The sequence below is a fragment of the Stutzerimonas tianxiuensis genome (genome assembly GCF_053470365.1).
Genome location: NZ_JBPVWS010000018.1, coordinates 1 through 24,859 on the forward strand (window position 1 = coordinate 1; position 24,859 = coordinate 24,859).

Sequence of the window (24,859 nt, forward strand, 5' to 3'; positions counted from 1 at the left end):
AGTCACCAGCGTGGCCACCACAGCCAAGCTGGTTGCGCTTGCGCGCAACGCGCCATGCCTGGCGCACCAAAAAAAAGCCCCGCACTAGGCGGGGCTTTTTTTAGCAGGACAGGCTGGCTTACATCATGCCGCCCATGCCACCCATACCGCCCATGCCACCCATATCAGGCATGGCTGGAGCAGCCTTGTCGTCGATGCTCTCGGCAACCATAGCTTCGGTAGTCACCATCAGACCGCCGATGGAGGCCGCAGCCTGCAGAGCGGAACGGGTTACCTTGGCCGGATCCAGAATACCCATCTCGATCATGTCGCCGTAGGTGTCGGAAGCGGCGTTGAAGCCGTAGTTGCCTTCACCCTGCTTGACCTTGTCGACTACGACGCTCGGCTCGCCACCAGCGTTGGCAACGATCTGACGCAGCGGCGCTTCAACGGCACGACGCAGCAGCGCGATACCGACGTTCTGGTCTTCGTTCTCGCCCTTGAGCTCGGAGATGGCCTGCAGAGCGCGTACCAGGGCAACACCGCCGCCAGGTACCACGCCTTCTTCAACGGCTGCACGAGTGGCGTGCAGGGCGTCTTCGACGCGGGCCTTCTTCTCTTTCATCTCGACTTCGGTGCCGGCACCGACCTTGATCACGGCAACACCGCCAGCCAGCTTGGCCAGACGCTCTTGCAGCTTCTCTTTGTCGTAGTCGGAAGTGGTGTCTTCAACCTGCTTGCGGATCTGCGCAACGCGGGCTTCGATGTCAACCTGCTGACCAGCACCGTCGATGATGGTGGTGTTTTCCTTGTTCAGCACGACGCGCTTGGCGTTACCCAGATGCTCCAGGGTAGCGGTTTCCAGGCTCAGGCCGACTTCTTCGGAAATTACGGTACCACCGGTCAGGATCGCGATGTCCTGCAGCATGGCCTTGCGGCGGTCGCCGAAGCCAGGCGCCTTGACGGCCGCGACCTTGACGATGCCGCGCATGTTGTTGACGACCAGGGTAGCCAGGGCTTCGCCTTCAACGTCTTCAGCCACGATCAGCAGCGGACGGCCAGCCTTGGCAACGGCTTCTAGAACCGGCAGCAGCTCACGAATGTTGGAGATTTTCTTGTCAACCAGCAGCAGCAGCGGGCTGTCCAGCTCGGCCACCATGGTGTCCGGCTTGTTGATGAAGTACGGAGACAGGTAACCACGATCGAACTGCATGCCTTCAACGACGGACAGTTCGTTTTCCAGGCCCGAGCCTTCTTCAACGGTGATGACGCCTTCCTTGCCGACTTTTTCCATCGCTTCGGCAATGATCGCGCCGATGGAGCTGTCGGAGTTGGCGGAAATGGTGCCGACCTGGGCGATGGCCTTGAAGTCGGTGCACGGCTTGGCCAGGTTCTTCAGCTCGGCGACAACGGCGATGGTCGCCTTGTCGATGCCGCGCTTGAGGTCCATCGGGTTCATGCCAGCCGCAACGGCCTTCAGGCCTTCGTTGACAATGGCCTGGGCCAGAACGGTTGCAGTGGTGGTGCCGTCACCGGCTTCGTCGTTGGCCTTGGACGCTACGTCCTTGACCAGCTGCGCGCCCATGTTTTCGAAACGGTCCTTCAGCTCGATTTCCTTGGCAACGGAAACGCCGTCCTTGGTGATGGTCGGAGCGCCGAAGCTCTTTTCCAGAACCACGTTGCGGCCTTTCGGGCCGAGGGTCGCTTTTACCGCGTCAGCCAGGACGTTGACGCCTGCGAGCATTTTCTTGCGGGCGGAGTCGCCGAATTTAACTTCTTTAGCAGCCATGTTGATTCTTCCTCAAATTCTGTTGATGGAACGCTGTTCGCTATAAGCGAGCGCTGATCAGGCTTCTACGACGGCGAGGATTTCGTTCTCGCTCATCACCAGCAGGTCTTCGCCGTCGACCTTGACGGTGTTGCTGCCGGAGTAAGGGCCGAATACGACCTGGTCGCCAACCTTGACGGCCAGCTGACGGACTTCGCCGTTGTCCAGAACGCGACCAGTGCCAACAGCGACGATCTCGCCCCGGTTAGGCTTCTCAGCAGCGGAGCCCGGCAGAACGATGCCACCGGCAGTCTTGGTTTCTTCTTCGCTGCGACGGATCACGACGCGGTCATGTAGAGGACGAAGCTTCATTGTCGATCTCTCCTAGTACAGTGGTTTCCATGCCGATGCATTTCATCGGCGGGTTGGGCAAATCCGGCGGTGCCGGTTGCGGCCCGCAATGCGAGCCGCAGAAGACGGACTGTCAAATCGCGACAGCGACCTTGCGGTGACCGCTACATGCGGGCGCGGAAAATGATTTCAAGGGCGACGGCGAGGATTTTTTGCATTTGACGACAATAAAAAAGGCATGCCGAGACATGCCTTCGCAACAGGAGCGGTGATTATTTGTCGCGACGCTCCCACTCGCCTTCGATCACATTGGGACGTTGCGGTCCACGCTGATCTTCCTGCTGCTGACGCAGGTCATCGGCAAAGGCTCGCCGCCGCTGTGCCTGAGCTTCTACACGACGCCCGACAAACCCGAGGAAGAGTTTGCGGGTCGGCGGAAAGAGCACCAGCAGCGCGATGACGTCGCTGAGAAATCCGGGCAGGAACAACAGCCCCCCGGCAACAGCCATCATCAAGCCTTGAAGCATTTCCCGTTCCGGCAATTCGCCGCGGGCCAGGCGCTCGCGTGCACGCCACGCTGTGGCGAAACCCGCCAGGCGCATCAACAGGATACCGGCCATGCCACTGATGACCAGCAGCAGGATGGTCGGCAGCACGCCGATGGAGCCGCCGACCTTGATCAGCAACGCCAGCTCGGCCAGCGGGAAGAGGAGAAACAGCAGTAAGAAAATTCGCATCGATAATCCTTGGCGGAAGTACGGCTTCCGATTTTGTGTAGATGACGGCGGGCTGCAGCGAATTCAACCCATCCGCCAAACAGGCTGTAACCGGATTATTCTCCGCTGCGTTTACGCGGCATTAATTCAGTGCCGCGCCATCGCCACCAAGGCCTGGCGCACGGCGCCTGGGCTGGTACAGGTATCCGGAAACGCCAACCAGTGAATGGCCTGGCCGATGCTCAGGTGAAAGCCTTCGCTGTCGATGCCGACCATGCGCGCCGCCGGAGCAGACGGCAGGCCTGCCTGCTGTACGTAGTGAGCAATCGCCGAGCTGTGGTCCTGATTCATATGCTCAAGCATGTCGACCTCGCCCCCGCGTGGAGGTGCAAAGGGGTTGGCCAATGCCACCTGATCGAGCCAATGAATCGCACCGAAGCCGCCGATATAGCGCCAGCGTACTGGCTGCAACACCCAGAAGTCGAAGTCGTGAACGCGGTGGTAGTCGCGTGATTCCGGGAAATAACGGTAGTAGCGCTCGGCCGCGGCCTCGACTGCTGCTTCGTCCGTGAGAGGCACCGCCTCGGCCAGCACTGTCAGTCGGCCGGTTGCCTGTACATCCTCGGCACCACGTTCGGCGACCAGCAACGAGCAGCGCGGATCTGCCTGTAGATTCTTCGTGTGCTGAGCGATCCGACTGATCAGGATCAGCGGCCAGCCCTCCTCGCTCAGGCAGTAAGGGACCGCTGAGCCAAAGGGGAATCCGGGCATGGCTTTGGAGTGAGTCGAGAGCACGCCGCGGTATTCCTTGAGCAGGAGTTGTCGGGCATGCTTGGCGGCTTGAACGCTCACGGGAGTTCCTCAAAAGGGGCGATTCGGCAGGGCATCAGCATAACGGTTTCGTCAGCGGACGTCGTTTCTCGACGTTGGCAGCTATAGATAGGAGATGGGCATGCAGCTGAAAGACAAGGTCATCATCATTACTGGCGGTGGCCAAGGACTCGGACGCGCAATGGGCGAATACCTCGCCAGCAAGGGTGCCCGACTGGCGCTGGTCGACCTCAACCAAGAACGACTGGACGAAGCGGTGGCAGCCTGCAAGAGCGCCGGCGGTGATGCGCGAGCCTACCTGTGCAATGTTGCCAATGAAGAGCAGGTCAGCCACATGGTAAGCCAGGTCAGCGACGATTTTGGTGGTCTGGACGGCTTGGTCAACAACGCCGGCATTCTCCGCGACGGGCTGACCATCAAACTCAAGGACGGCGAACTGTCGAAGATGAGCCTGGCGCAATGGCAGGCGGTAATCGACGTCAACCTCACCGGCGTGTTTCTCTGCACCCGCGAGGTCGCGGCGAAGATGATCGAGCTGAAGCGCCAGGGCGCGATCGTCAATATTTCTTCGATATCCCGTGCCGGCAACATGGGCCAGGCGAACTACTCGGCCGCCAAGGCGGGCGTCGCAGCAGACACCGTGGTCTGGGCGAAAGAGCTGGCGCGCTACGGCATTCGCGTCGCCGGTGTTGCACCCGGTTTCATCGAGACCGAGATGGTCGCCAGCATGAAACCCGAAGCGCTGGAGAAAATGACGGCAGGAATTCCGCTCAAGCGTTTGGGCAAACCCCAGGAGATCGCCCATTCGGTGGCGTACATCTTCGAGAACGATTACTACACCGGGCGCATTCTGGAGCTCGATGGCGGCTTGCGCCTGTAGAACACCAGAAACGAAGCCGGGCGCACTGAGGCGCCCGGTCGATCACGCTATAAGTCTTACCAGCCCACACCGAATCCGATGCTGTAACGAGTTTCGTCAAGATCGCTCTCTGCGCCGCTGACGATGTCTTTTTCGGCTTTCATGTTGAGCGACGCCCAGTCGGTCACCTTGTAACGCAGCCCCATTTCGGCGTCCAACTGATAGTCGGCGACGTTTTCCAGCGGCTTGCCGATCTCACCGTTACTGAAAATCTCGAAGGTCTTGCCCACCAGATAGCGGTTGTAATTCCACTTCATCGCCAGCGAGTAGAACTCTTCCGTGTTACCACTGGCGAACTCGTAGTCGCTGCGGTTGACCAGTGACGCCAGCGAGAAGGCGCCCAGCTCGTTGTCCCAGAACTGGTAACCCGGACCGGTACCGATGGTGCGCTGGCGACGTACGTCCTCGATCTTGTCACGCTTGTATTCCAGGCGACCCTGCCAGAACCAGTGCTCGTCGAGGAAGCGGTCCAGCGCATATTCGGCTTCCCAGTTATCGGTGGCCGTCACGCCGTCGCGGTACTCACGGTTGTAGCCGCCGGAACCGTTATGACGCCAGAGGCCATGCCGCGCCGAAGTCTTGAATGAAATGTCGTAGTCGTCGGTATCGGTTTCGGCGCGCTTGTAGTCCAGCGCCATATCGACGTTGCCCTTCCAGGTCAGGTCCTGAATGATTGGCTTCGGGTGGATGATCTGTGTGATCGACTTCAACGGGACCGTACGCGGAGCGCCGCCGTTGCTCAGCGTGACCATGCCATCACTGGCCGCCTGTAGTGATTTCGCAACCTCGCCAGACGCAGCGTCTTCCTTGACCAGCAGCTGCTGATTGCTTTCCAGCGTTGCGACCTGGCTCCATTTCACCGGAATGGAACCGCCATACTCGGTTTCGATGAGCAGCTTGCCGCCATCGAGCACGCTGATCTTGCCGGTCAGGCGATCACCGTTTTTCAGCCACACGGTATCGGCAAATATCGGCAGCGAGCACGTCGAAAGGGTTACGCAAAGCAAGGTTCGTGAAAGCGGACGGGAGAACATAGGCAAGTGGGTGTCTGTGGGGTAAATGAGAAAGGCAGGCATTATCCTTATGCGACCGAAGACAACAAGCGCTGGCCGCTAAACGGAGCCTCGAGTCGTGGCAAACCTCATCGCTAATGGAGCCCTTCCATGACAAGCCAGCCGGCTGACACACCTCACAGCGATCCCCGCACCGGAGATGCCGAAACTCGCCGAGCAGCGCTCTATCTGGCGCTGGCTCAGATCCCCGAAGGCAAGGTCACCAGCTACGGGGAGCTAGCCGCCGCAGCGGGGCTTGGTCGCGCAGCGCGCTGGGTCGGTCGGATCTTGTCGCAATTGCCGGACGATACCCGCCTGCCCTGGCACAGGGTGATGGCTGCAGGCGGTCGCCTCAGCCTGGCCTCCGGCACCGTATCCGGAGAGGAGCAACGTGCCCGACTTCGCGCTGAAGGTGTGCAGGTGATCAACGACCGCGTCGACATACGTCGGCACGGCTGGCATTCGGCGGAGCACAGCGGGTAGAGTGCGCGCTTCATATTCAGTCCCTGATCTGCCTTTATGTCCCGTGAAACCTGGCGCGCCGCGCTAGCCGCCTACGCCAGTCCGGCCTCGTTGACTCTGCTGATTCTTGGCTTCGCTGCCGGGCTTCCAGCGATCCTGGTTTTTTCCACGCTCTCTGTATGGCTGCGCGAGGCCGGCGTGTCCCGCGAGACCATCGGTTTTGCCAGCTGGATCAGCCTCGCGTATGCCTTCAAGTGGGTCTGGTCGCCGATGCTCGACCAGTGGCGGCTGCCCTGGATTGGCGGGCTGGGCCGCCGACGTTCATGGCTGGTTCTGTCGCAGGCAGTGATTGCGATCGGCCTAATCGGCATGGCCTTGTGCAACCCGCAGCAGAACCTGACGATGCTGATCGCACTTGCCGTGGCGGTGGCTTTCGCCTCGGCCACTCAGGACATCGCCATCGATGCCTATCGGCTGGAAATCGCCGAGGACAAATTGCAGGCCACGCTGGCGGCGAGCTACATGACCGGCTACCGCATCGCCATGCTGCTGGCGAGCGCCGGCGCACTGTTTCTGGCCGAATGGCTGGGCTCCAGCAACGTCGAATACAACCAGGCCGCTTGGGCCACGACCTATATCGCGTTCGCCCTCCTCATCCTTCCGGGCCTCGTGACCAGCCTGTTGATCCCCGAGCCACAAGGCGCCTCGCCACTGCCGCACGAGCCGTCCAGGTTCAGTTTCAATCATCAGATGGCGGCGGTCGGCCTGCTGCTGGTACTGCTGATTTCCGTCCCGGCAATGATCAACGCACTGATTGCCCAGGCCTGGCCACGGGCAACGCTGTACCTGCTGTTCATCATCGGTTCGCTGTCACCCTGGGGGCGGTCGCTGATGATTCCGGTGCGCCAGATGCTCCAGCAAGCCAGTCAACGCCAGCGCCCGGCACGCTTCGATTTCGTCCACCAGGCCGTGTCGGTGATAGTCCTGATCATCCTGATGGTATCGACCACGGGCATGTTCCAATCCTACTGGGGCGGCTACTGGCCACGCGGCACCATGTATCTGCTGATCTGTTGGGGCTGCCTCTCAGGTCCGGGTCGGATTCTGATGGGCCCGGTGCTGACGCCTATCACCGACTTCATCCTGCGCTACCGCTGGCAGGCGCTGTTGCTGCTGGGGCTGATCGCCACCTATCGGATGTCGGACACGGTGATGGGGGTCATGGCCAACGTGTTCTACATCGACCAGGGCTTCAGCAAGGATCAGATCGCCAGCGTCAGCAAGCTCTTTGGCTTGATCATGACATTGCTAGGTGCTGCCTTTGGCGGTTTGCTGATCGTGCGCTTCAGCATCCTGCCCATCCTGTTCATCGGCGGCGCTGCATCGGCGGCGACCAACCTGATGTTCATGTTGCTGGTGGAAATGGGCGCCAACCTCAATATGCTGATCGTCACCATCTCCTGCGACAACTTCAGCGGCGGACTGGCCTCGACCGCATTCGTTGCTTATCTTTCGAGCCTGACCAATCTGAAATTCTCCGCTACCCAGTACGCCCTGCTCAGCTCATTGATGCTGTTGCTGCCCAGGCTGTTGGGCGGCTACTCCGGCGTCATGGTTGAGCAGCTGGGTTACAGCAACTTCTTCCTTGTGACTGCGTTGCTTGGCATACCGACACTGGTCCTGATTGTCTGGCAGTGGACGCGTAGCCGCCAGCAACCCAGCAGCGCCGAACCGATGTCCTCGACCGAGCACAGCTAATAAAAAAGCCGGCATCAGCCGGCTATTTTTTCGCGTCGCAGATCAGCGCTGTACCAGATGCACGGTGCGCTGCGGGAACGGAATACCGATCCCCGCGGCGTCGAAGCGCTCCTTGACCAATTCGGTGAAGCCGAAGGTCACTGGCCAGAAGTCGCCAGTGGCGACCCATACCCGCAGCGACAGATTCACCGAACTGTCGGCCAGCCCGACCACATGAACCACCGGCTCAGGATCGCGTAGAACACGCTCGTCCTCGGCGATGTCCAGCAGGATCTTGCGAGCCAGCTTGATATCGGCGCTGTAATCGATACCGATATTGATGTCCGCGCGACGTCGCGGCTCGCGGGAATAGTTGGTGATATGGCCGTTCGAAAGGCTGCCGTTGGGCACCACGATGGTTTTGTTGTCAGCAGACTTGAGGACGGTGTGGAAGATCTGGATCGAATGCACGGTGCCGGACACGCCCTGAGCTTCAATCCATTCGCCAACCCGGATGGGGCGGAAGATCAGGATCAGCACGCCTCCGGCGAAGTTGCCCAGGCTGCCCTGCAAAGCCAGACCGATCGCGAGACCGGCTGCACCTATCACGGCGATGAAGGATGTGGTCTCGACGCCGATCATCGACGCGACACTGATCAACAGCAGTACCTTGAGGATGATGCTTGCCAGGCTTTCGATGAAGCCATGCAGCGAAGCGTCTACCTGGCGGCGATTCAATACCGTACCCACTTTGCCGACGAGCTTGTTGATCAGCCACCAGCCGATGAGAAAAGTGAGAAGCGCCAAGGTGACTTGCGCGCCGTATTGAATGACAACAGGCAACCAGGCCTCGGAAAGCTCGACCAGGTAATCGACACTGAAATCCATTGAAAAGGGTCTCCATGGGGCACCGAGCGTCCCGGTTAGAGGCGCTCGGCTAATGCGGGAAGTGGCACGAGAACGTGCGCGGGGTGATCAATCGCGGAAGTTGTTGAATTGCAGGGGCATCCCGAAGTCCTTGGCGCGCAATAGGGCGATTGCTTCCTGCAGGTCGTCGCGCTTCTTGCCGGTCACACGCACCTGCTCGCCCTGAATAGCCGCTTGCACCTTGAGCTTGGCTTCCTTGATGTACGCGACGATCTTCTTGGCCAGCTCCTTGTCGATACCCTCGCGCAGCACCACTTCCTGCTTGACGGTCTTGCCGGACGGATAGGGATCCTTCAGCTCCAGACACTGGATATCGATCTTGCGTTTGACCAGGCTCAACTTGAGGATTTCCAGCATCTGCTCCAATTGGAAATCCGCGTCGGCGGTCAGATTGATGGTCAGTTCCTTGAATTCGAAACTGCCTTTGCCACGCAGGTCATAGCGACGGTCGAGTTCCTTGACCGCGTTATCAACTGCATTGGTTACCTCGTGTTTGTCCAGTTCGGACACCACGTCGAACGAGGGCATGGGCTTCCTCCTTTGGGAACGGCGCAAGGGTGTGACCCAGCGCGCTTAGCTTGACGGTTCAAATGCGCCATCATTATAACTGTTCGCTCTGCTCTGGCCCTCCCCTTCCCAGTGACAGCCCTCTCCTTCTCCGAGTCCCTGAATGCCCAACCCCCAACTCAGCATCCTGGTGGTCGACGACGCCAAATTTTCCAGCGTCATGATAGGTCGCGCGCTGACCAAGGCCGGATACGAAGACATTCGTTTCGCCAACAGTGCCAGCGCGGCGTTGGAGCTGATCGAACAACGCCCTGCCAATGTTCTGCTGGCCGACTGGCTGATGCCGGAAATGGATGGCCTGGAGCTCACTGCCCAGGTCCGACAGCAGGATGAGATGTCCGATCATTACACCTACATCATTCTCCTGACCGGCCGCGACGGCCAGGATGTGCTGAGCAAGGCCTTCGATCACGGCGTGGATGACTTTATCGGCAAGTCGGTGATGAACGACCAGCTCGTGCCCCGGGTGTATGCCGCCGATCGACTGTGCGGCTCACTGCAGCGGCTGATGCGGGAAAACCGCCTGTTGACCGAAAACATCGCCAGCCTGGAGAAACGCAACCTGATCGACCCGATCACGGGGCTTGGAAACAGCCGCTACCTCCATCAGCGCCTTGGCGACAGCCTGCGCCAGGTCGAGAGCCGCGGCGGTGCGCTGTGCTATCTGCTGATAGGCTTACCGGAGATCCCCAGCCAGCGGGAACGCTACGGTGAGCACTTTCATCAGGAACTGCTGCGCGGTGTCGCGCGACGCCTTCAGCAGCTAGTACGTCCGCTCGACGTGCTCACACGCCTGGATGATCGACATTTCGGCGTGCTGACGCTGATCGACGACCTGCGCGGCTGCTCACCAAGCAGTTTCAAGCGACTCCACGAAGGACTTAACCTCAAAGCGTTCAAGACCGGTGAGGGCTTTATCTCGATCAAGGCCGGTATCGCCATGGTCAGCCTTGATGCGAGCGCGCTACCGGTTGATCCCAAGCGAGTGATTGAACAGGCGGAGGCATTATTACCTGACGCATACGCCACGGGACGTATCGTGCCCCTGCGCTACAAGCAGCCCGTGTTATGACAGGAGTTTGGCATGTGCTCGGCGCCGGCAGTCTGGGCGGGCTATGGGCTACGCGATTGTTCCGCGCTGGCGTGCCGCTGCATCTGATTCTGCGTAATCCACATCGGCTAGCCGAATATCACGCCGCGGGTGGTCTTGAGCTGCTCGAGAACGGTACGAGCCGTCTCTATCCAATACCTGCGGAGCTACCAAAGGCCACCACGCCGATAGAACGGCTGCTGGTCGCCTGCAAAGCCTATGATGCGGAAGCCGCTGTCGCCGAGGTTGCACCGCGACTTACCAAACATTCGGAGATCTTGCTCCTGCAGAACGGTCTGGGCAGCCAGCAGGCCATTGCGGAACGGTGGCCGGAGAGCCGCTGCATCTTCATTTCCAGCACCGAAGGGGCCTACCGCCAAGCCGGCTTTCAAATCGTGCATGCCGGTCGGGGGCAGAACTGGCTCGGCGACCCGGTCAACCGCCAACCGCCGCTGTGGCTTGCTGAACTGAACCTGGCAGACATTCCATATAGCTGGTCCGAAGACATCATGGCCAAGCTCTGGCGCAAGCTGGCGATCAACTGCGCCATCAACCCTCTTAGCGTGCTGAACGATTGCCGAAACGGCGAGCTATTGAATCACCCTGAGCAGCTGCACAGGCTCTGCTGCGAGCTCAGCGAAGTGCTGCGAGCATGCGACCAGGTGGACGCAGCCGATGGGCTCGAAGCTGAAGTGCTGCGCATCATCCAGGCGACCGCTCAGAATTTTTCATCGATGCATCAGGACGTGCAGAACGGGCGCCGGACTGAAGTCAGCTTTCTGCTGGGCCAGGCTTGTCGCGCCGCACATCAGCATGGGGTGGTGACACCCGAGCTGCGCGAATTGCTTGATCGGCTCCAGGCGCTACTTCGCCGTCACGAATTGCCCGACGACTGAGCCGCCGCTACCCTGCAGAAACACCCTTCGTCCGTACCTGCCATGACCCTGCGCCAGCGCCTCGAAAATCTTCCGGTCGGCCGCAAGCTGCTGATCGCCCTGCTCGTGCTGTTGGCTACCTTGTTGCTGGTGTCCAACCTCACCTTTATCAGCGCGGCCTACTGGATTTCACGCCAGAGCGTCGCGCCCCAGGCGATGCATACGCTCGGTGCGCTGTTCGCCACACCCGAACTGAGTAATCGAGCGCTGGAATCCAAAGCCGCCGCTGATGAGCTGCTAGGCAAGCTGAACGAATATGCACCGCTGCGGGCCGCCGTTGTTTATGACCGCACCGGACGCCGCCTGGCTGAGCTGTATCGTGGCGATCCGCTGGACTTGCCGCACCAGGTGAGCGACCTGCCGGATTGGCAGAAGAGCGAGATGCGCGCCAATCTGCTGATCGAGCTGCCGCAAGCCGCCGGGCCACCTGGCCATTTGTTGATGGTCGCCAGCAGCGAACTGCCAGGCGCGTTCTACACCGGCACCTTTACCGCCAGCCTCGCGATCCTTCTTGCCAGCCTGCTGCTATGGGCGTTGGTGGCCCGGCAGATTCGTCGTCTGATCACCCGCCCGATCCGCGACCTGGAAGCCCTGTCCCGGCAGGTGACGCGAGACGAGGATTATTCCCTGAGGGCAACACCGAAAAACCGGGACGAAATCGGCCATCTGGCCGATGCCTTCAACACCATGCTGTCGCGCATGGAGGCCCGCGAGCAGCAGCTCAAACGCGCCCGCGACGAGGCCCAGGAAGCCTTTGATCACGCCCAGGGCCTGGCGGAGGAAACCCGCCATTCCAACCGCAAACTGGAACTGGAAGTACAGGTTCGCAGCAAGATCGAAAAGAAACTCACCGGCTTCCAAAACTACCTGAACAGCATCATCGACTCGATGCCTTCGGTGCTTATCGCCCTGGACGAGCAACTCTACGTGACTCAGTGGAATCAACAGGCCAGTGCGCTATCCGGAACGTCGATTGACGACGCCCTGAACCAACCGGTGTTCATTGCCTTCGAGCCGCTGCGCCCGTTCCTCACTCAGATCCGCCGAACATCCGAACATCATCAGGTCGAAAAGATTGAACGGGTCACCTGGGCGTTCAACGACGAGCCTCGGCACTACGCCTTGACGCTGTATCCCTTGATGGGGGGTGGCGGGCGCGGCGTGGTGATCCGCATCGACGACATTACCGAGCGGATCAATATGGAAGAGATCATGGTGCAGTCGGAGAAGATGCTCTCGGTCGGCAGCCTCGCCGCGGGGATGGCGCACGAGATCAACAACCCGCTAGGAGCTATCCTGCACAACGCGCAGAACATCCGCCGACGCCTCTCCCCCGACCTGGAGCGCAACCGAGAAGCTGCCGACGAAACCGGTGTTTTGCTGGAGGCGGTGAACCAGTACCTGCAACGACGCGAAATACCTCAGCTGCTCGATGGCATTCAGCAGGCAGGCTCTCGTGCAGCGAAGATCGTCAGCCATATGCTCAGCTTTACCCGGCTCAGCAACCGTCAGCTGGCCGAATGTCAGCTGGGGGTGCTGATCGACCAGGCACTGGAAATCGCCGGTAATGACTTCGCGCTGATCGAAGGCTTCGATTTCCGTGCTATCGAAATCGTCCGTGATTTCGACCCTCAGATTGATCGAGTGCCCTGCATCGGTAACGAGCTGGAGCAGGTATTGCTGAATCTGCTGAAAAACGCGGCGCAGGCCATCCACCAAAAACCCGAGCGAGTCCGCGGGCAGATCACTTTGCGCACACGCCTCAATCCACCCTGGGCTGAAATCCAGGTCGAAGACAACGGCAGCGGCATTCCTGAACATATCCGCAAGCGAATTTTCGAGCCGTTTTTCACCACCAAAGAGGTGGGTCAGGGAACCGGGCTGGGGCTTTCCGTTTCGTATTTCATCATCACCAACAATCACAAGGGCCAGATGGAAGTGCAATCCAGGCCGGACCAGGGCACCTGCTTTACCCTGCGCCTGCCGCTGGTCTCGCCTAGTGAACCCACCATCAGCTGAATAAAGGAATCCAGATGGGCAACCGACTCTCGAAGATCTATACCCGCACCGGTGATGCCGGAGAAACCGGCCTGGCCGACGGCCGCCGAGTGCCCAAGGATCACCCGCGAATCGAGGCGATGGGGGAGATCGACACTCTCAATAGCCAACTGGGCCTGTTATTGGCAGAGCTCGCCGAGGGCCAGGCCCGCTGGCCACAACTGGCCGAGCTGATTGAAGTATTGAGCCCATGCCAGCATCGCCTGTTCGACCTGGGTGGCGAGCTGGCGATGCCCGAGTATCAGGCCTTGACGGAGGTCGAGGTGGAGCGTCTGGAAGCTGCAATCGACCACTGGAATCAAGAGCTCGGCCCGCTGGAAGATTTCATCATGCCGGGTGGCTCACGCCTGATTGCCCTGGCCCATCTGTGCCGGAGCATGGCACGTACCAGCGAGCGCCGTTGCCAGCAGCTCAATGCGATCGAGCCGCTGCGCGCAGTTGGTCTGGCTTATCTCAACCGACTTTCCGATCTCTTTTTCGTGGTGGCCCGGCTGATCGCTCGGCGTCAGGGTTGCCCGGAAATCCTCTGGCATGCTGCCGACGCACCCGCCAATGCAGATGCCTGAGCCAACGCGGCGGCGCGAGCGCGTCATCGACGGGACGCATGCGGCGTGGGAAGTCCTGATCGTCTTGCTGGTGTGCATCAACCTTGGGTTGATCCTGTTCGATAGCCTGTTCATCTTGCAGCCGATCAACGACGCACTGGCCGAATGGGCGCCTGTCCTGCATCAACGCTACGACACGCTGATTCACCAGAACTTCCAGCACATCGACCTCGCCTTCGTCGCGATCTTCATCTTCGACGTGCTGCTGGGCTGGACAGTCGCATTGTTCGAGCGCCGCTACGCCCGCTGGTACTACTACCCCTTCGCTCACTGGTATGACGTGCTCGGCTGCATTCCGTTGAGCGGCTTCCGCTGGTTGCGGGTGCTGCGCGTCGGCAGTCTGCTGATCCGCCTGCAACGGCTGGGTCTGATCGACATGCGTCGCTGGGCGGTGTTTGGCCTGCTCAATCGCTACTACCTGCTGTTGCTCGAGGAGCTGTCCGATCGCGTCATGGTTCGCCTGTTCAGCCGTATGCAACAGGAAATCGGAGCCAGTGACGACCTGTCCCGGCGCCTGCTGCAGGAGGTGGTCAGGCCGCGCAAAGAGCGCCTGCTCAACGACCTTTCACGCCGCATGCACAGCATGCTGGAGAGCGGTTACCGGGATAATCGCGGCGCCATCGAAGGTTATGTGGGCGGACTGATCCACCAGGCGCTGCTGAACAATCCTGAGGTGATCCGGTTGCGTCGTCTGCCCATGGGGGGACGGGTCGCCGATACCCTGGATGAAGCGCTCGCCGACATTGCAGCACAACTCCTTCAAGGCGCTGCTGAAGGACTCCAGAGCCCGCAATTCCGACGACTTGCGCGCAACCTGGCGGACGAGTTTTTCGAGGCCTGGGTTTACCAGGACGAAAACACCGACCTGGCGCTCGAAGAGCTGTTGGTGGACGTCATCGAGGTGCTCAAACAGCAGGTGTTGGATCGTCGCTGGAGCCGGTTCGTCGGCCCCATTCAGCCACCGTCGCCGCCAGGCTAGTTCCGGCTGGCTGCGGCCAGACCTTCCTGCTGATCGAGTCGAGCCCCGACCACCATCTCGGTCGCCCAATTGACAAGGATGTCGGTATAGGCCTTCTGGCAGCAGTCGCTTGTCAGCGCATGATCAGCGCCGAGAATGATCCTGTGCGTCAGCGAGTGCGTCTGATGGAAGGCGGCGCGATAACTCATGATGGTGCTGTGCGGGACCAGATGATCGTGCTCAGACTCGACGATGAGCACGTCGCCGCGGAACGCGGCGCAAGCCGCCAGTGCACGATTCTCTTCAGGCACGACCCGTCTGCCGCGCAGCTGATTGAGCAGATCGCGATTCAACTGACGCTTGGGCACCATCCAGTCATCGTCGCCGTACAGCGCCGGAACCCGCATAGCCAGCCACTTCACCGGCCGCATAGTTGTCAGCAACGCCGCCAGGTAGCCGCCATAGCTGGTTCCCACCACAGCGATGGCGGACGGATCGATATGAGGATGCTGCGCCAGCAGATCGTAGGCGGCCAACAAATCATTCAGATTCTGCTCGCGGGTGACGGTCTGCTGTTGGGCCAGCGTCAAGGCATGCCCCCGCAGGTCGAAGGACAAGCAGATGCAGCCCAAGCCCGCGATGCCACGGGCACGCGTCAGGTCACGCTCCTGGCTGCCCCCCCAGCCATGCACGAACAGCACCCCAGGCAGCTTGGTGGGCGGTGAGAGGAACGTACCGGCGATATGTTCATCATCAACCAGGATGTCTACGCATTCACTCTGAGTTGCCATAATCCTCCACCACTACGTATTTGGTAATGAAACCTACGTCGGCGTCTTCGTCGCGGAACAGGACGGTCGCCCCAGGCGGAACGGCCTGCGACTCACCATAGACCTCTACGGTGGACGCCCGTACTGCTCCGCGCTCGCCCTTGATGAATGTTTCAAGCGCAGCGATTTCAGCACCACTTGCGCCCCCGATTCGCCAGGACTGCTCCAGCACACCGGAGCAAGCACGACCACGGCCATCAACGCCCTGCGCAATATCGTAGTTACGACGGGACGCGAAGAAACCACGGAAGCACGCCGACGCGGCATCGTCATAGACCTGCGCTTGCATCACGGCCAGTCGAGCCTTCTCCGGCAAATCGAGCTTCAGCAACGCCTCAAAATCACCGTCCGAGACGACCAGATCCGATCCGCCGTAGACCGTCTCGCCAGAATTGTCAGGCGTCAGCCGCTGGGTGCCGTAGTAGCTGAGTGTTCTTCCCGCCACCCGGATCTGCCCAACGCTGAACGTCGTTACATGCTCCAGATTGGCCTCGAGCACCAGCCCATACTGGGCCATCTCCTTGGCATCAACGTGTTCCAGAGCATCATCCAGCTGCTGCTCGGTATTGATTCGTTCCTGACCTCGCCCGCCAGTGGCCCGCACCGGCTTGAGCCTCAGCGAACCTTCGTGCAGCAGCCGTCGCCCTGCTTCGCGAGCATCGTCGAGTGAAAAGACGCTATAGCCAGGCAGCACGCTGCCGCTGACACGAGCCGCGAAGTCACGGGACCAGCCCCTCGGCGCATCCGCCTCGGGCCGCACAAGCGGATGTGTGATGGCCTTGGTTTCTATGAACCCCTGAGGCACCACGCCACCGAACAGGTCTTCCTCATCATCAAGGCCCAGTTCACGGGCTGCATCGGTACCGATGATGGTGCCCGAAGGCACGAAATACAGTGGGTGCGAATACTCGATGGCCTGGTCGTACTCACCTAAAAAGGTCAGGCCCTTAACTGCGGCAAGACGCTTGGCCAGATGCTCGTGCACGGCCTTTTCATGTTTGGGATCTCTGGCTCTGTTGGCCAGAGTCACTACTGCCCCGCGGGGCATGTGCGGCGCATCCGCATTGATCATCTGAGGGCTCGCTCCATGGACTGCTGGTACATGCACGGCGAGCGGTCAAAAGCCGCCCGTTTCGCTCGTTCTCACCCGAGCCAAAGCGGATCCGGTGTAATAAGGTAGACCTTGGATATCGGCTATCTATCCTTAGAGTCGGTCGCGGACTCATCTCGACCGTCCGCAGCCACAAACAAAAAAGGGGAGCAGACCTAAGCCTGCCCCCCTTTCTTTTCTACCCGGACGCTCAGTCTTCGACTGAACTGCGAATCAGATGATCGAAGGCACTCAGCGAGGCTTTCGCGCCCTCACCAACGGCGATGACGATCTGCTTGTACGGCACCGTGGTGACGTCACCCGCAGCGAAGATGCCGGGTAGTGAGGTCTCGCCACGCGCATCGACGATGATCTCGCCGCGGGAGGTCAGCTCTACCGTACCTTTCAGCCAATCGGAGTTGGGCAGCAGGCCGATCTGCACGAAGATGCCTTCCAGTTCCAGCTCATGGAACTCACTGGAGTTGCGGTCCTTGTAGGTCAGGCCGATTACCTTCTTGCCGTCGCCGATGACTTCACTGGTCAGCGCACTGGTGATCACGGTGACGTTGGGCAGGCTGTGCAGCTTCTTCTGCAGCACCGCATCGGCACGCAGCTGGCTGTCGAACTCGAGCAAGGTGACCTGAGCGACGATACCCGCCAGGTCGATCGCCGCTTCCACGCCCGAGTTGCCGCCGCCAATCACCGCGACGCGCTTGCCCTTGAACAGCGGGCCGTCGCAGTGCGGACAGTAGGCCACGCCACGGCCACGGTATTCCTGCTCGCCCGGGACGTTCATTTCGCGCCAGCGCGCACCGGTCGCCAGAATCAGCGTCTTGGCTTTCAGCGAGCCACCATTTTCGAGCTTGATCTCGTGCAGACCGCCTTCGCTTGAAGCGGGGATCAACTGCGCCGCACGCTGCAGATTCATGATGTCGACGTCGTATTCGCGTACGTGGTTTTCCAGCGCACGGGCCAGTTTCGGACCTTCGGTCTCGTTGACCGAGATGAAGTTCTCGATGGCCATGGTGTCCAGCACCTGACCGCCGAAGCGCTCGGCGGCGACGCCGGTACGGATACCCTTACGCGCCGCGTAGATGGCCGCTGCAGCGCCGGCCGGGCCACCGCCGACCACGAGCACGTCGAAGGCGTCCTTGGCGCTGAGCTTCTCGGCATCACGCGCCGAGGCGCCGGTGTCGAGCTTGGCGAGGATCTCTTCTTCGCCCATGCGGCCCTGACCGAACAGCTCGCCGTTGAGGTAGATGCTGGGCACGGACATCACCTGGCGCACCGTGACCTCTTCCTGGAACAAGGCTCCGTCGATGGCGACGTGACGGATGTTGGGGTTAAGTACGGCCATCAGGTTCAGTGCCTGAACCACGTCGGGGCAATTCTGGCAGGACAGCGAGAAATAGGTTTCGAAGTTGTATTCGCCGTCGAGGTTCTTGATCTGCTCGATGATTTCCGGAGCAGTCTTTGACGGATGCCCACCCACTTGCAACAGGGCGAGGACTAGCGAGGTGAATTCGTGGCCCATCGGAATGCCAGCGAAACGCAGGCTAATGTCGCCGCCAATACGATTGAGGGCGAACGAAGGTTTACGCACGTCATTGCCGTCGGTGCGCAGAGTGATCTTGTCGCTCAGGCTGGTGATATCTTCCAGCAGGTTGAGCATTTCCTGGGACTTGGCGCCGTCACCGAGGGACGCGACGATCTCGAACGGCTGGGTGACCTTTTCCAGATAGGTTTTCAGTTGCGTTTTGAGATTGGAGTCCAACATGAGCAGCGATCCCCTTTTTAAGAAATTCAGGTAATAAAACGCCCGGACGGTTCACGCCCAGGCGTTGGAGCTCGGACTGATGAATCGTCCGAAAAACAGCAGCTTGGACGCTGCGCCGAGCGCAGCGCCTCTCGGCTGTTTAGATCTTGCCGACCAGATCCAGAGACGGGGCCAGAGTGGCTTCGCCTTCTTTCCACTTAGCTGGGCAAACTTCGCCTGGATGCGCAGCGGTGTACTGAGCAGCCTTCAGCTTGCGCAGGGTCTCGGAAACGTCGCGAGCGATTTCGTTGGAGTGAATCTCAACGGTCTTGATCACGCCTTCCGGGTTGATCAGGAAAGTACCGCGCAGGGCAAGACCTTCTTCAGCAATGTGAACGCCGAAAGCGTTGGTCAGCTGGTGAGTCGGGTCACCGATCAGCGGGAACTGAGCTTTACCGACAGCAGGGGAAGTCTCGTGCCAGACCTTGTGAGAGAAGTGGGTATCGGTGGTAACGATGTATACCTCGGTACCGGCCTTCTGGAATTCGGCATAGCTGTTGGCAGCGTCTTCGATCTCGGTCGGGCAGTTGAAGGTAAAGGCTGCCGGCATGAAGATCAGCACCGACCACTTGCCCTTGAGGGACTCTTCGGTGACTTCGATGAACTTGCCATTGTGGAAAGCGTTAACTTTGAACGGCTGGACTTGGGTGTTGATCAGAGACATCTACTAACTCCTTTTGGGATTCAGAATTTAACGCCGCCTAAGATAGCGCAGGCAGCGAGATATGGTTAATTGATTGAGGAAATTAACCCAATAGAACAAAGCTATCGGAGCCCTCCTCCTCGGCGTCGGCAGCTATGACACCTGGTGGCGGCGACAATTCGAACTTGCTGAACCGACTTCACTCTGTTGCCGCTATGGCCAGAAAGCGCTAATGCCTGCTACGCCCTGCGCGCCGATCTGCGAAGCCCTTGCCATATCGCTTGGACCAAGGCCGCCCAGCAGGTATGCCGGCTGTGCAAAGCCTAGCAGCAGATCAGCGGCGCACTGCCACCCCATGGGGGTCGCCTCTGGGTGCGAGGCCGTAGCAAGTATCGGCGAGAGCACGATGAAATCAACCCCCATCTGCTTTGCCAGCTCCAGCTCCGCCCTGTCGTGGCATGACGCAGCAAGCCATCGCCCCGGCTCGATCGGCCTTCCGGCGCCGGCGTGCCTAACCAACTGCGAGGCCGTCAGATGCCAGCCGGCGTCCGGAAAATCATCGGCCCACTCCAATGGCCCTTTAAGCATCACCTGCGCGCGCCCGGCGCTCATTTCCAGTACTTGAGACGCCAGCGCCAGATACTCGGCATCAGGTAGAGAGGGGCAGCGTAACTGCAGCAGCCGAGTCCCCGCATCAAGCGCGAGCGCCAATCCGCTTAGCAATTGCTGTGGCGCCAAGCGGTCCGGGGTAATCAGATACGACTTCGGCAAACGAGCCGCAGCGATGATTGGCCGGTTCGCCGCCGGAAAGTCATAACGCGGCAAATCCTCTGCCGCGACCCAAGCCAGAGGCTGCCCTTCTGCGCCGTGCGCCTCGCCGACAAACTCAAGCACTTCCCAGACGTCGAGCAACACCTGCTTGTCCGGATAATCGTGGCGTACCTGTATCAGGGGCCTCGCGGCAGTTACGGCAATCCCCAGCTCTTCGGCCAGCTCCCGAGCAAGTGCGGACTCCGCACTCTCGCCCTCTTCCACCTTGCCACCAGGAAATTCCCAGAGGCCGCCCTGGTGCTTGTCCATGGGGCGCTTGGCGATCAGCACATGACCGTTAGCGCCACGGATCACGCCCGCGGCGACGTGGAGCCGTTTCATCTACGAATACCAAGCGGCGATCTGAGCGCCCCTGGGACCTGCCGCAGCGGTTTGCGCACGCTGGTCACTGCCAGCGGATCAGGTGCGGTATTCGGCATTGATCCGTACGTATTCGTGAGAGAGGTCTGTGGTCCAGATCGTCTCGCTGCAATCACCGCGACCGAGTTCGATACGAATTTCGATCTCTTCCTCAGCCATTACCGCGGCGCCCTGCTCTTCCGTGTAGCTCGGCGAACGACCGCCTTGGCTGGCGATGCACACGCCTCCCAGATAGACATCGATCTTGCTCACATCCAGATCGGGAACACCTGCACGACCAACCGCGGCCAGAATACGGCCCCAGTTAGGGTCGGAGGCGAACAGTGCCGTCTTGATCAGCGGCGAATGCGCGACGGCATAGCCGACGTCCAGACACTCCTGATGGTTACCACCACCGTTGACCTGAACGGTGACGAATTTGGTCGCGCCTTCGCCGTCACGCACAATGGATTGCGCCACCTCCATGCTGACTTCAAAAACCGCCTGTTTGAGCTTGGTGAACAGCTCTCCGCTAGCATCAGTGATCTCAACAACATCAGCCTTGCCGGTAGCGATCAGCATGCAGCAGTCGTTGGTCGAGGTGTCTCCGTCGATGGTGATACGGTTGAACGACTTGTTGGCTGCGTCCCGTAGCAGATCCTGCAAAACCGACTGAGCAACCTTTGCATCGGTAGCGATGTAACCCAGCATGGTCGCCATGTTGGGACGGATCATGCCGGCGCCTTTGGAGATGCCGGTGACTGTGACCGTCACGCCTTCATGCTCGAATTGACGGCTCGCACCCTTGGGCAGCGTATCGGTGGTCATGATGCCGGTGGCGGCTTCGGCCCAGTGATTTTCATCCAGGTCGGCCAACGCGGCAGGAAGCGCCGCCTCGATCTTCTCAACGGGCAGCAGCTCACCGATGACGCCAGTTGAAAACGGCAGGATTGCTTCGGCTTCGACACCGGCCAGGGCGGCCAAACTGGCACAACTGCGGATTGCAGCTTGCATGCCGGGCTCGCCGGTGCCGGCGTTCGCGTTTCCGGTATTGGTTAGCAGGTAACGTACGGTTCCCTGAGTTCGCTGCTTCGCAAGAATCACCGGCGCGGCGCAAAAGGCATTGAGGGTAAACACACCCGCAACCGTTGAGCCTTCGGCGCAACGCATCACCACGACGTCCTTGCGTCCAGGTCGCTTGATACCCGCCGAAGCAATACCAAGCTCGAATCCGGCAACCGGGTGCAGTGTAGGTAGGGGACCAAGACCGACAGCCATCGATGCGCTCCTTAAGAAGGAATGGATGGCCTTCGGCCACCGAAAATCAGGGAGAAAAACGCCGCGAGCGGCTTGAGCCGGTCGCGGCGCGGTCAACACAGACGGATCCGCTTACTGGACCTGACCATGGCAATGCTTGTACTTCTTACCTGACCCGCAGGGGCAGGGTTCGTTGCGCCCGATCTTCTGCTCGGTACGCGCCGGGGCCACAGCGGCTGCTACATCGCCTTCAGCCTCGGGTTCCTCTTGGTCGGCTTCCAGCGCCGAAACCTCGGCATGCTGAAATTGCATACGCTGCGCCAGCTCCTCAGCCTCACGGCGCAAACGCTGCTCCTCCTCGGCGGGGTCTTCGCGACGCACCTGCACGTGGGACAGAACCCGGATACTGTCGCGCTTGATGGACTCAAGCAGCTCCTGGAACAGCGTAAAGGACTCGCGCTTGTATTCTTGCTTCGGGTTCTTCTGGGCGTAGCCACGCAGGTGGATACCGTGACGCAGATGGTCCATCGTCGACAGATGGTCCTTCCACAGGTCGTCCAGCACACGAAGCACAATCTGCTTCTCGAAGGTGCGTAACGCCTCGGCGCCAGCCAATTCTTCCTTTTCGTTGTAGGCCGCTATCAATGCTTCAAGGATGCGTTCGCGCAGCGTCTCCTCATACAGCTTCTCGTCTTCATCAAGCCACTGCTGGACCGGCAGCCGCACGCCGAAATCGCTGTAGAGCACCGCTTCCAGACCACTGATGTCCCATTGTTCGGGCAGCGACTGCGGCGGGATGTGCTGGTTGATCGCGTAATCGAGCGCCTCGCGGCGGAATTCGGCTATGGTTTCGCCGATTTCTTCGGCCGCCAGCAAACTGTTGCGCATGTGATAAATCACCTTGCGCTGCTCGTTGGCGACATCGTCATATTCGAGCAGTTGCTTACGCATATCGAAGTTGCGGCCTTCGACCTTGCGCTGGGCCTTTTCGATGGCGTTGGTCACCATGCGATGCTCAATCGCCTCACCGGACTCCATGCCCAGCGCCTTCATGAAGTTCTTCACCCGATCAGAGGCGAAGATGCGCATCAGGCTGTCTTCCAGCGACAGATAGAAACGGCTTGAGCCGGCGTCCCCTTGACGCCCGGCGCGACCACGCAGCTGGTTGTCGATACGACGCGACTCGTGGCGTTCAGACGCGATCACATGCAAACCACCCGCCTCGAGTACCGCCTGATGACGCTTCTGCCAGTCGGATTTGATCTGAGCGACCTGATCGTCCGAGGGGCTGTCGAGCGCCGCAACTTCAACTTCCCAGTTGCCGCCGAGCAGGATGTCGGTACCTCGGCCGGCCATGTTGGTCGCGATCGTGACCGCACCTGGGCGTCCTGCCTGGGCAATGATCTCGGCCTCCTTGTCGTGATGCTTGGCATTGAGCACCTTGTGCTCGATGCCTTCGCTGACCAGCAACCGCGAAACGTATTCCGATGTTTCAATGGTTGCGGTGCCCACCAGCACAGGACGGCCGTTGTTTTGGCAATCCTTGATGTCCGCAATGATGGCAGCGAATTTCTCTTCTTGGGTCAGGTAGACCAGGTCGTTGTAGTCCTTGCGTGCCAGCGGCTTGTTGGTCGGAATCACCATCACCGGCAGGTTGTAGATCTGCATGAACTCGAATGCTTCAGTGTCTGCAGTACCGGTCATGCCCGACAGCTTTTTGTACAGACGGAAGTAGTTCTGGAAGGTGGTCGACGCAAGCGTCTGGCTTTCCGGCTGGATCGGCAGCCCTTCCTTGGCCTCGATGGCCTGATGCAGGCCCTCGGAGAGGCGACGCCCTGGCATGGTCCGACCGGTGTGTTCGTCAATCAACAACACCTGATTGTTCTGGACAATGTACTCAACGTTGCGGTGGAACAGTTTGTGCGCGCGCAGGCTGGAATACACGTGGGTCAGCAAGCCAAGGTTGTGGGCCGAATACAGGCTCTCGCCTTCGGCGAGCAGCCCTGCCTTGGTCAGCATTTCCTCGACAAACTGGTGGCCAGACTCGTTCAGCTCGACCTGACGTGTCTTCTCGTCGATCGAGAAGTGACCTTCCTGAGTAACGACGCCCTCTTCCTCTTCAATGTGCTGTTTGAGCAGAGGAATCAACTGGTTGATCTGCTGATAGAGCTTGGAGCTGTCTTCGGCCTGGCCGGAGATGATCAGTGGCGTGCGGGCTTCGTCGATGAGGATCGAGTCGACCTCGTCGATAACCGCGAAATTGAGTTCGCGCTGGTTCTTTTCTTCCAGGCTGAATGCCATGTTGTCGCGCAGGTAGTCGAAGCCGAACTCGTTGTTCGTACCGTATGTGATATCAGCCGCGTACGCTGCGCGCTTCTCTTCCGGCGGCTGGAAGGGTGTGACGATACCCACTGTCAAACCCAGGAATTCATACAGCGGACGCATCCAGTTGGCATCGCGACGCGCCAGGTAATCGTTCACCGTAACAACATGAACACCTTTGCCAGCGAGTGCGTTGAGGTATACGGCCAAGGTCGCAACCAACGTCTTGCCTTCACCGGTACGCATTTCGGCAATTTTGCCTTCGTGAAGCGTCATGCCGCCGATCAGCTGCACGTCGAAGTGCCGCATCCCCATAACGCGTTTGCCGGCTTCGCGGCAGACGGCAAAGGCTTCGGGAAGAATTTGATCAAGGGTCTCGCCTTGGCCGAGGCGGGCCTTGAACTCTTCGGTCTTGCTCCGCAACTGCTCGTCGGAGAGAGACAGCATCTGCTCTTCGAGCGCATTGACGGATTGAACCGCCTTGAGCATGCGCTTGACCTCACGCTCATTCTTGCTACCAAAGAGCTTCTTCATTAAAGGCGCAAACATATCGACAAAGACTTCCATGCTGGGGATGGAGGCACGGCCGCAGGGCCACCACGGCTTCGTGCAAAGGGGGCATTCTACTCGGAAACGTTCGAGAGGAAAGGTGCCTACTGCGCAGGCGAGCCAGCCAATGGCGCCAGGAATCAGACGATTCGGTCGCAGGTTTAGCCGGTGATGCCTCGATCAGATGGCTAATGCAGCTTCTGCTAACATGTCGGCTCTTCAGTTAC

At 59.9% G+C, this 24,859-nt stretch carries 22 protein-coding genes; 8 read left to right on the forward strand and 14 right to left on the reverse strand.

All coding sequences use genetic code 11. The features are described from left to right. Window positions 1–118: 118 nt before the first annotated feature. The 4 genes from groL to ACSSNI_RS19105 all read right to left on the reverse strand — a co-directional run bounded on the left by groL (window position 119) and on the right by ACSSNI_RS19105 (window position 3,666). A complete protein-coding gene (gene groL, locus ACSSNI_RS19090; protein ID WP_019340747.1) occupies window positions 119–1,768 on the reverse strand; it encodes a chaperonin GroEL in 1,650 nt (549 codons plus the stop codon). Between the two features lie 57 nt (window positions 1,769–1,825). Continuing rightward, window positions 1,826–2,119 (reverse strand): co-chaperone GroES, encoded by a 294-nt coding sequence (locus ACSSNI_RS19095; protein ID WP_019340746.1) that lies wholly within the window; start codon window positions 2,117–2,119, stop codon window positions 1,826–1,828. A 251-nt stretch (window positions 2,120–2,370) separates the two neighbouring features. Then, a complete protein-coding gene (locus ACSSNI_RS19100) occupies window positions 2,371–2,835 on the reverse strand; it encodes an FxsA family protein (protein WP_148924499.1) in 465 nt (154 codons plus the stop codon). Between the two features lie 126 nt (window positions 2,836–2,961). Next, the gene (locus tag ACSSNI_RS19105) at window positions 2,962–3,666 is read right to left on the reverse strand and encodes a HugZ family pyridoxamine 5'-phosphate oxidase (RefSeq protein ID WP_200637388.1); all 705 of its coding nucleotides are present in this window, start codon (window positions 3,664–3,666) and stop codon (window positions 2,962–2,964) included. A gap of 100 nt (window positions 3,667–3,766) precedes the next feature. On the opposite strand from ACSSNI_RS19105, the gene ACSSNI_RS19110 reads away from it, so the two are divergent. Further along, window positions 3,767–4,525: an SDR family oxidoreductase gene (locus ACSSNI_RS19110; protein WP_102837983.1), complete on the forward strand. Its 759-nt coding sequence runs from the start codon at window positions 3,767–3,769 to the stop codon at window positions 4,523–4,525. Window positions 4,526–4,581: 56 nt separating this feature from the next. Here ACSSNI_RS19110 and ACSSNI_RS19115 read toward each other — a convergent pair whose 3' ends face one another. After that, window positions 4,582–5,598: a DUF481 domain-containing protein gene (locus ACSSNI_RS19115; protein WP_200638150.1), complete on the reverse strand. Its 1,017-nt coding sequence runs from the start codon at window positions 5,596–5,598 to the stop codon at window positions 4,582–4,584. 129 nt (window positions 5,599–5,727) lie between these two features. On the opposite strand from ACSSNI_RS19115, the gene ACSSNI_RS19120 reads away from it, so the two are divergent. Together ACSSNI_RS19120 and ACSSNI_RS19125 are read left to right on the forward strand one after the other, a co-directional pair. Next, window positions 5,728–6,099 (forward strand): MGMT family protein, encoded by a 372-nt coding sequence (locus ACSSNI_RS19120; RefSeq protein WP_200637387.1) that lies wholly within the window; start codon window positions 5,728–5,730, stop codon window positions 6,097–6,099. Window positions 6,100–6,135: 36 nt separating this feature from the next. Further along, the gene (locus ACSSNI_RS19125; RefSeq protein ID WP_200637386.1) at window positions 6,136–7,836 is read left to right on the forward strand and encodes an AmpG family muropeptide MFS transporter; all 1,701 of its coding nucleotides are present in this window, start codon (window positions 6,136–6,138) and stop codon (window positions 7,834–7,836) included. 42 nt (window positions 7,837–7,878) lie between these two features. Here the strand turns inward: ACSSNI_RS19125 and ACSSNI_RS19130 are convergent, their stop codons facing one another. After that, a complete protein-coding gene (locus ACSSNI_RS19130) occupies window positions 7,879–8,703 on the reverse strand; it encodes a mechanosensitive ion channel family protein (RefSeq protein ID WP_200637385.1) in 825 nt (274 codons plus the stop codon). Window positions 8,704–8,790: 87 nt separating this feature from the next. Next, entirely contained in the window at window positions 8,791–9,270 is a 480-nt protein-coding gene (locus tag ACSSNI_RS19135; protein WP_073302618.1) for a YajQ family cyclic di-GMP-binding protein, read from the reverse strand. A 142-nt stretch (window positions 9,271–9,412) separates the two neighbouring features. Here ACSSNI_RS19135 and ACSSNI_RS19140 point away from each other — a divergent pair, with 142 nt between their 5' ends. Genes ACSSNI_RS19140 through ACSSNI_RS19160 form a run of 5 tightly spaced genes read left to right on the forward strand, consistent with a single transcriptional unit; the run spans window position 9,413 to window position 14,976 of the window. Continuing rightward, the gene (locus ACSSNI_RS19140; protein ID WP_200637384.1) at window positions 9,413–10,381 is read left to right on the forward strand and encodes a response regulator; all 969 of its coding nucleotides are present in this window, start codon (window positions 9,413–9,415) and stop codon (window positions 10,379–10,381) included. Then, window positions 10,378–11,295 (forward strand): putative 2-dehydropantoate 2-reductase, encoded by a 918-nt coding sequence (locus ACSSNI_RS19145; protein WP_200637383.1) that lies wholly within the window; start codon window positions 10,378–10,380, stop codon window positions 11,293–11,295. Before ACSSNI_RS19140 ends, ACSSNI_RS19145 begins: the two co-directional genes overlap by 4 nt. 42 nt (window positions 11,296–11,337) lie before the next feature. After that, complete coding sequence (locus ACSSNI_RS19150; protein ID WP_200637382.1) at window positions 11,338–13,353, forward strand: sensor histidine kinase; 2,016 nt, start codon at window positions 11,338–11,340, stop codon at window positions 13,351–13,353. Between the two features lie 14 nt (window positions 13,354–13,367). Further along, a complete protein-coding gene (locus ACSSNI_RS19155; protein WP_148924492.1) occupies window positions 13,368–13,958 on the forward strand; it encodes a cob(I)yrinic acid a,c-diamide adenosyltransferase in 591 nt (196 codons plus the stop codon). Continuing rightward, window positions 13,951–14,976, forward strand: a complete 1,026-nt coding sequence (locus ACSSNI_RS19160) for an ion transporter (RefSeq protein WP_200638149.1) — start codon at window positions 13,951–13,953, stop codon at window positions 14,974–14,976. The genes ACSSNI_RS19155 and ACSSNI_RS19160 overlap by 8 nt, the downstream gene beginning before the upstream one ends. Here the strand turns inward: ACSSNI_RS19160 and ACSSNI_RS19165 are convergent. From ACSSNI_RS19165 to secA, 7 genes are all read right to left on the reverse strand, one after another. Beyond that, complete coding sequence (locus tag ACSSNI_RS19165) at window positions 14,973–15,746, reverse strand: alpha/beta hydrolase family protein (protein ID WP_200637380.1); 774 nt, start codon at window positions 15,744–15,746, stop codon at window positions 14,973–14,975. The genes ACSSNI_RS19160 and ACSSNI_RS19165 overlap by 4 nt on opposite strands. Further along, window positions 15,730–16,857, reverse strand: a complete 1,128-nt coding sequence (locus ACSSNI_RS19170) for a DUF3182 family protein (protein WP_200637378.1) — start codon at window positions 16,855–16,857, stop codon at window positions 15,730–15,732. The genes ACSSNI_RS19165 and ACSSNI_RS19170 overlap by 17 nt, the downstream gene beginning before the upstream one ends. Window positions 16,858–17,086: 229 nt before the next feature. Then, window positions 17,087–18,652, reverse strand: coding sequence for an alkyl hydroperoxide reductase subunit F (ahpF, locus tag ACSSNI_RS19175; protein WP_200637376.1), 1,566 nt, complete (start codon window positions 18,650–18,652; stop codon window positions 17,087–17,089). Window positions 18,653–18,791: 139 nt separating this feature from the next. Further along, window positions 18,792–19,355: an alkyl hydroperoxide reductase subunit C gene (ahpC, locus tag ACSSNI_RS19180; RefSeq protein ID WP_102837994.1), complete on the reverse strand. Its 564-nt coding sequence runs from the start codon at window positions 19,353–19,355 to the stop codon at window positions 18,792–18,794. Window positions 19,356–19,547: 192 nt separating this feature from the next. Next, complete coding sequence (locus tag ACSSNI_RS19185) at window positions 19,548–20,486, reverse strand: Nudix family hydrolase (protein WP_200637374.1); 939 nt, start codon at window positions 20,484–20,486, stop codon at window positions 19,548–19,550. 78 nt (window positions 20,487–20,564) lie between these two features. Beyond that, window positions 20,565–21,782, reverse strand: coding sequence for a bifunctional glutamate N-acetyltransferase/amino-acid acetyltransferase ArgJ (gene argJ, locus ACSSNI_RS19190; RefSeq protein ID WP_200637372.1), 1,218 nt, complete (start codon window positions 21,780–21,782; stop codon window positions 20,565–20,567). A 111-nt stretch (window positions 21,783–21,893) separates the two neighbouring features. Then, window positions 21,894–24,632: a preprotein translocase subunit SecA gene (gene secA, locus ACSSNI_RS19195; protein ID WP_102837997.1), complete on the reverse strand. Its 2,739-nt coding sequence runs from the start codon at window positions 24,630–24,632 to the stop codon at window positions 21,894–21,896. Between the last annotated feature and the right edge of the window lie 227 nt (window positions 24,633–24,859).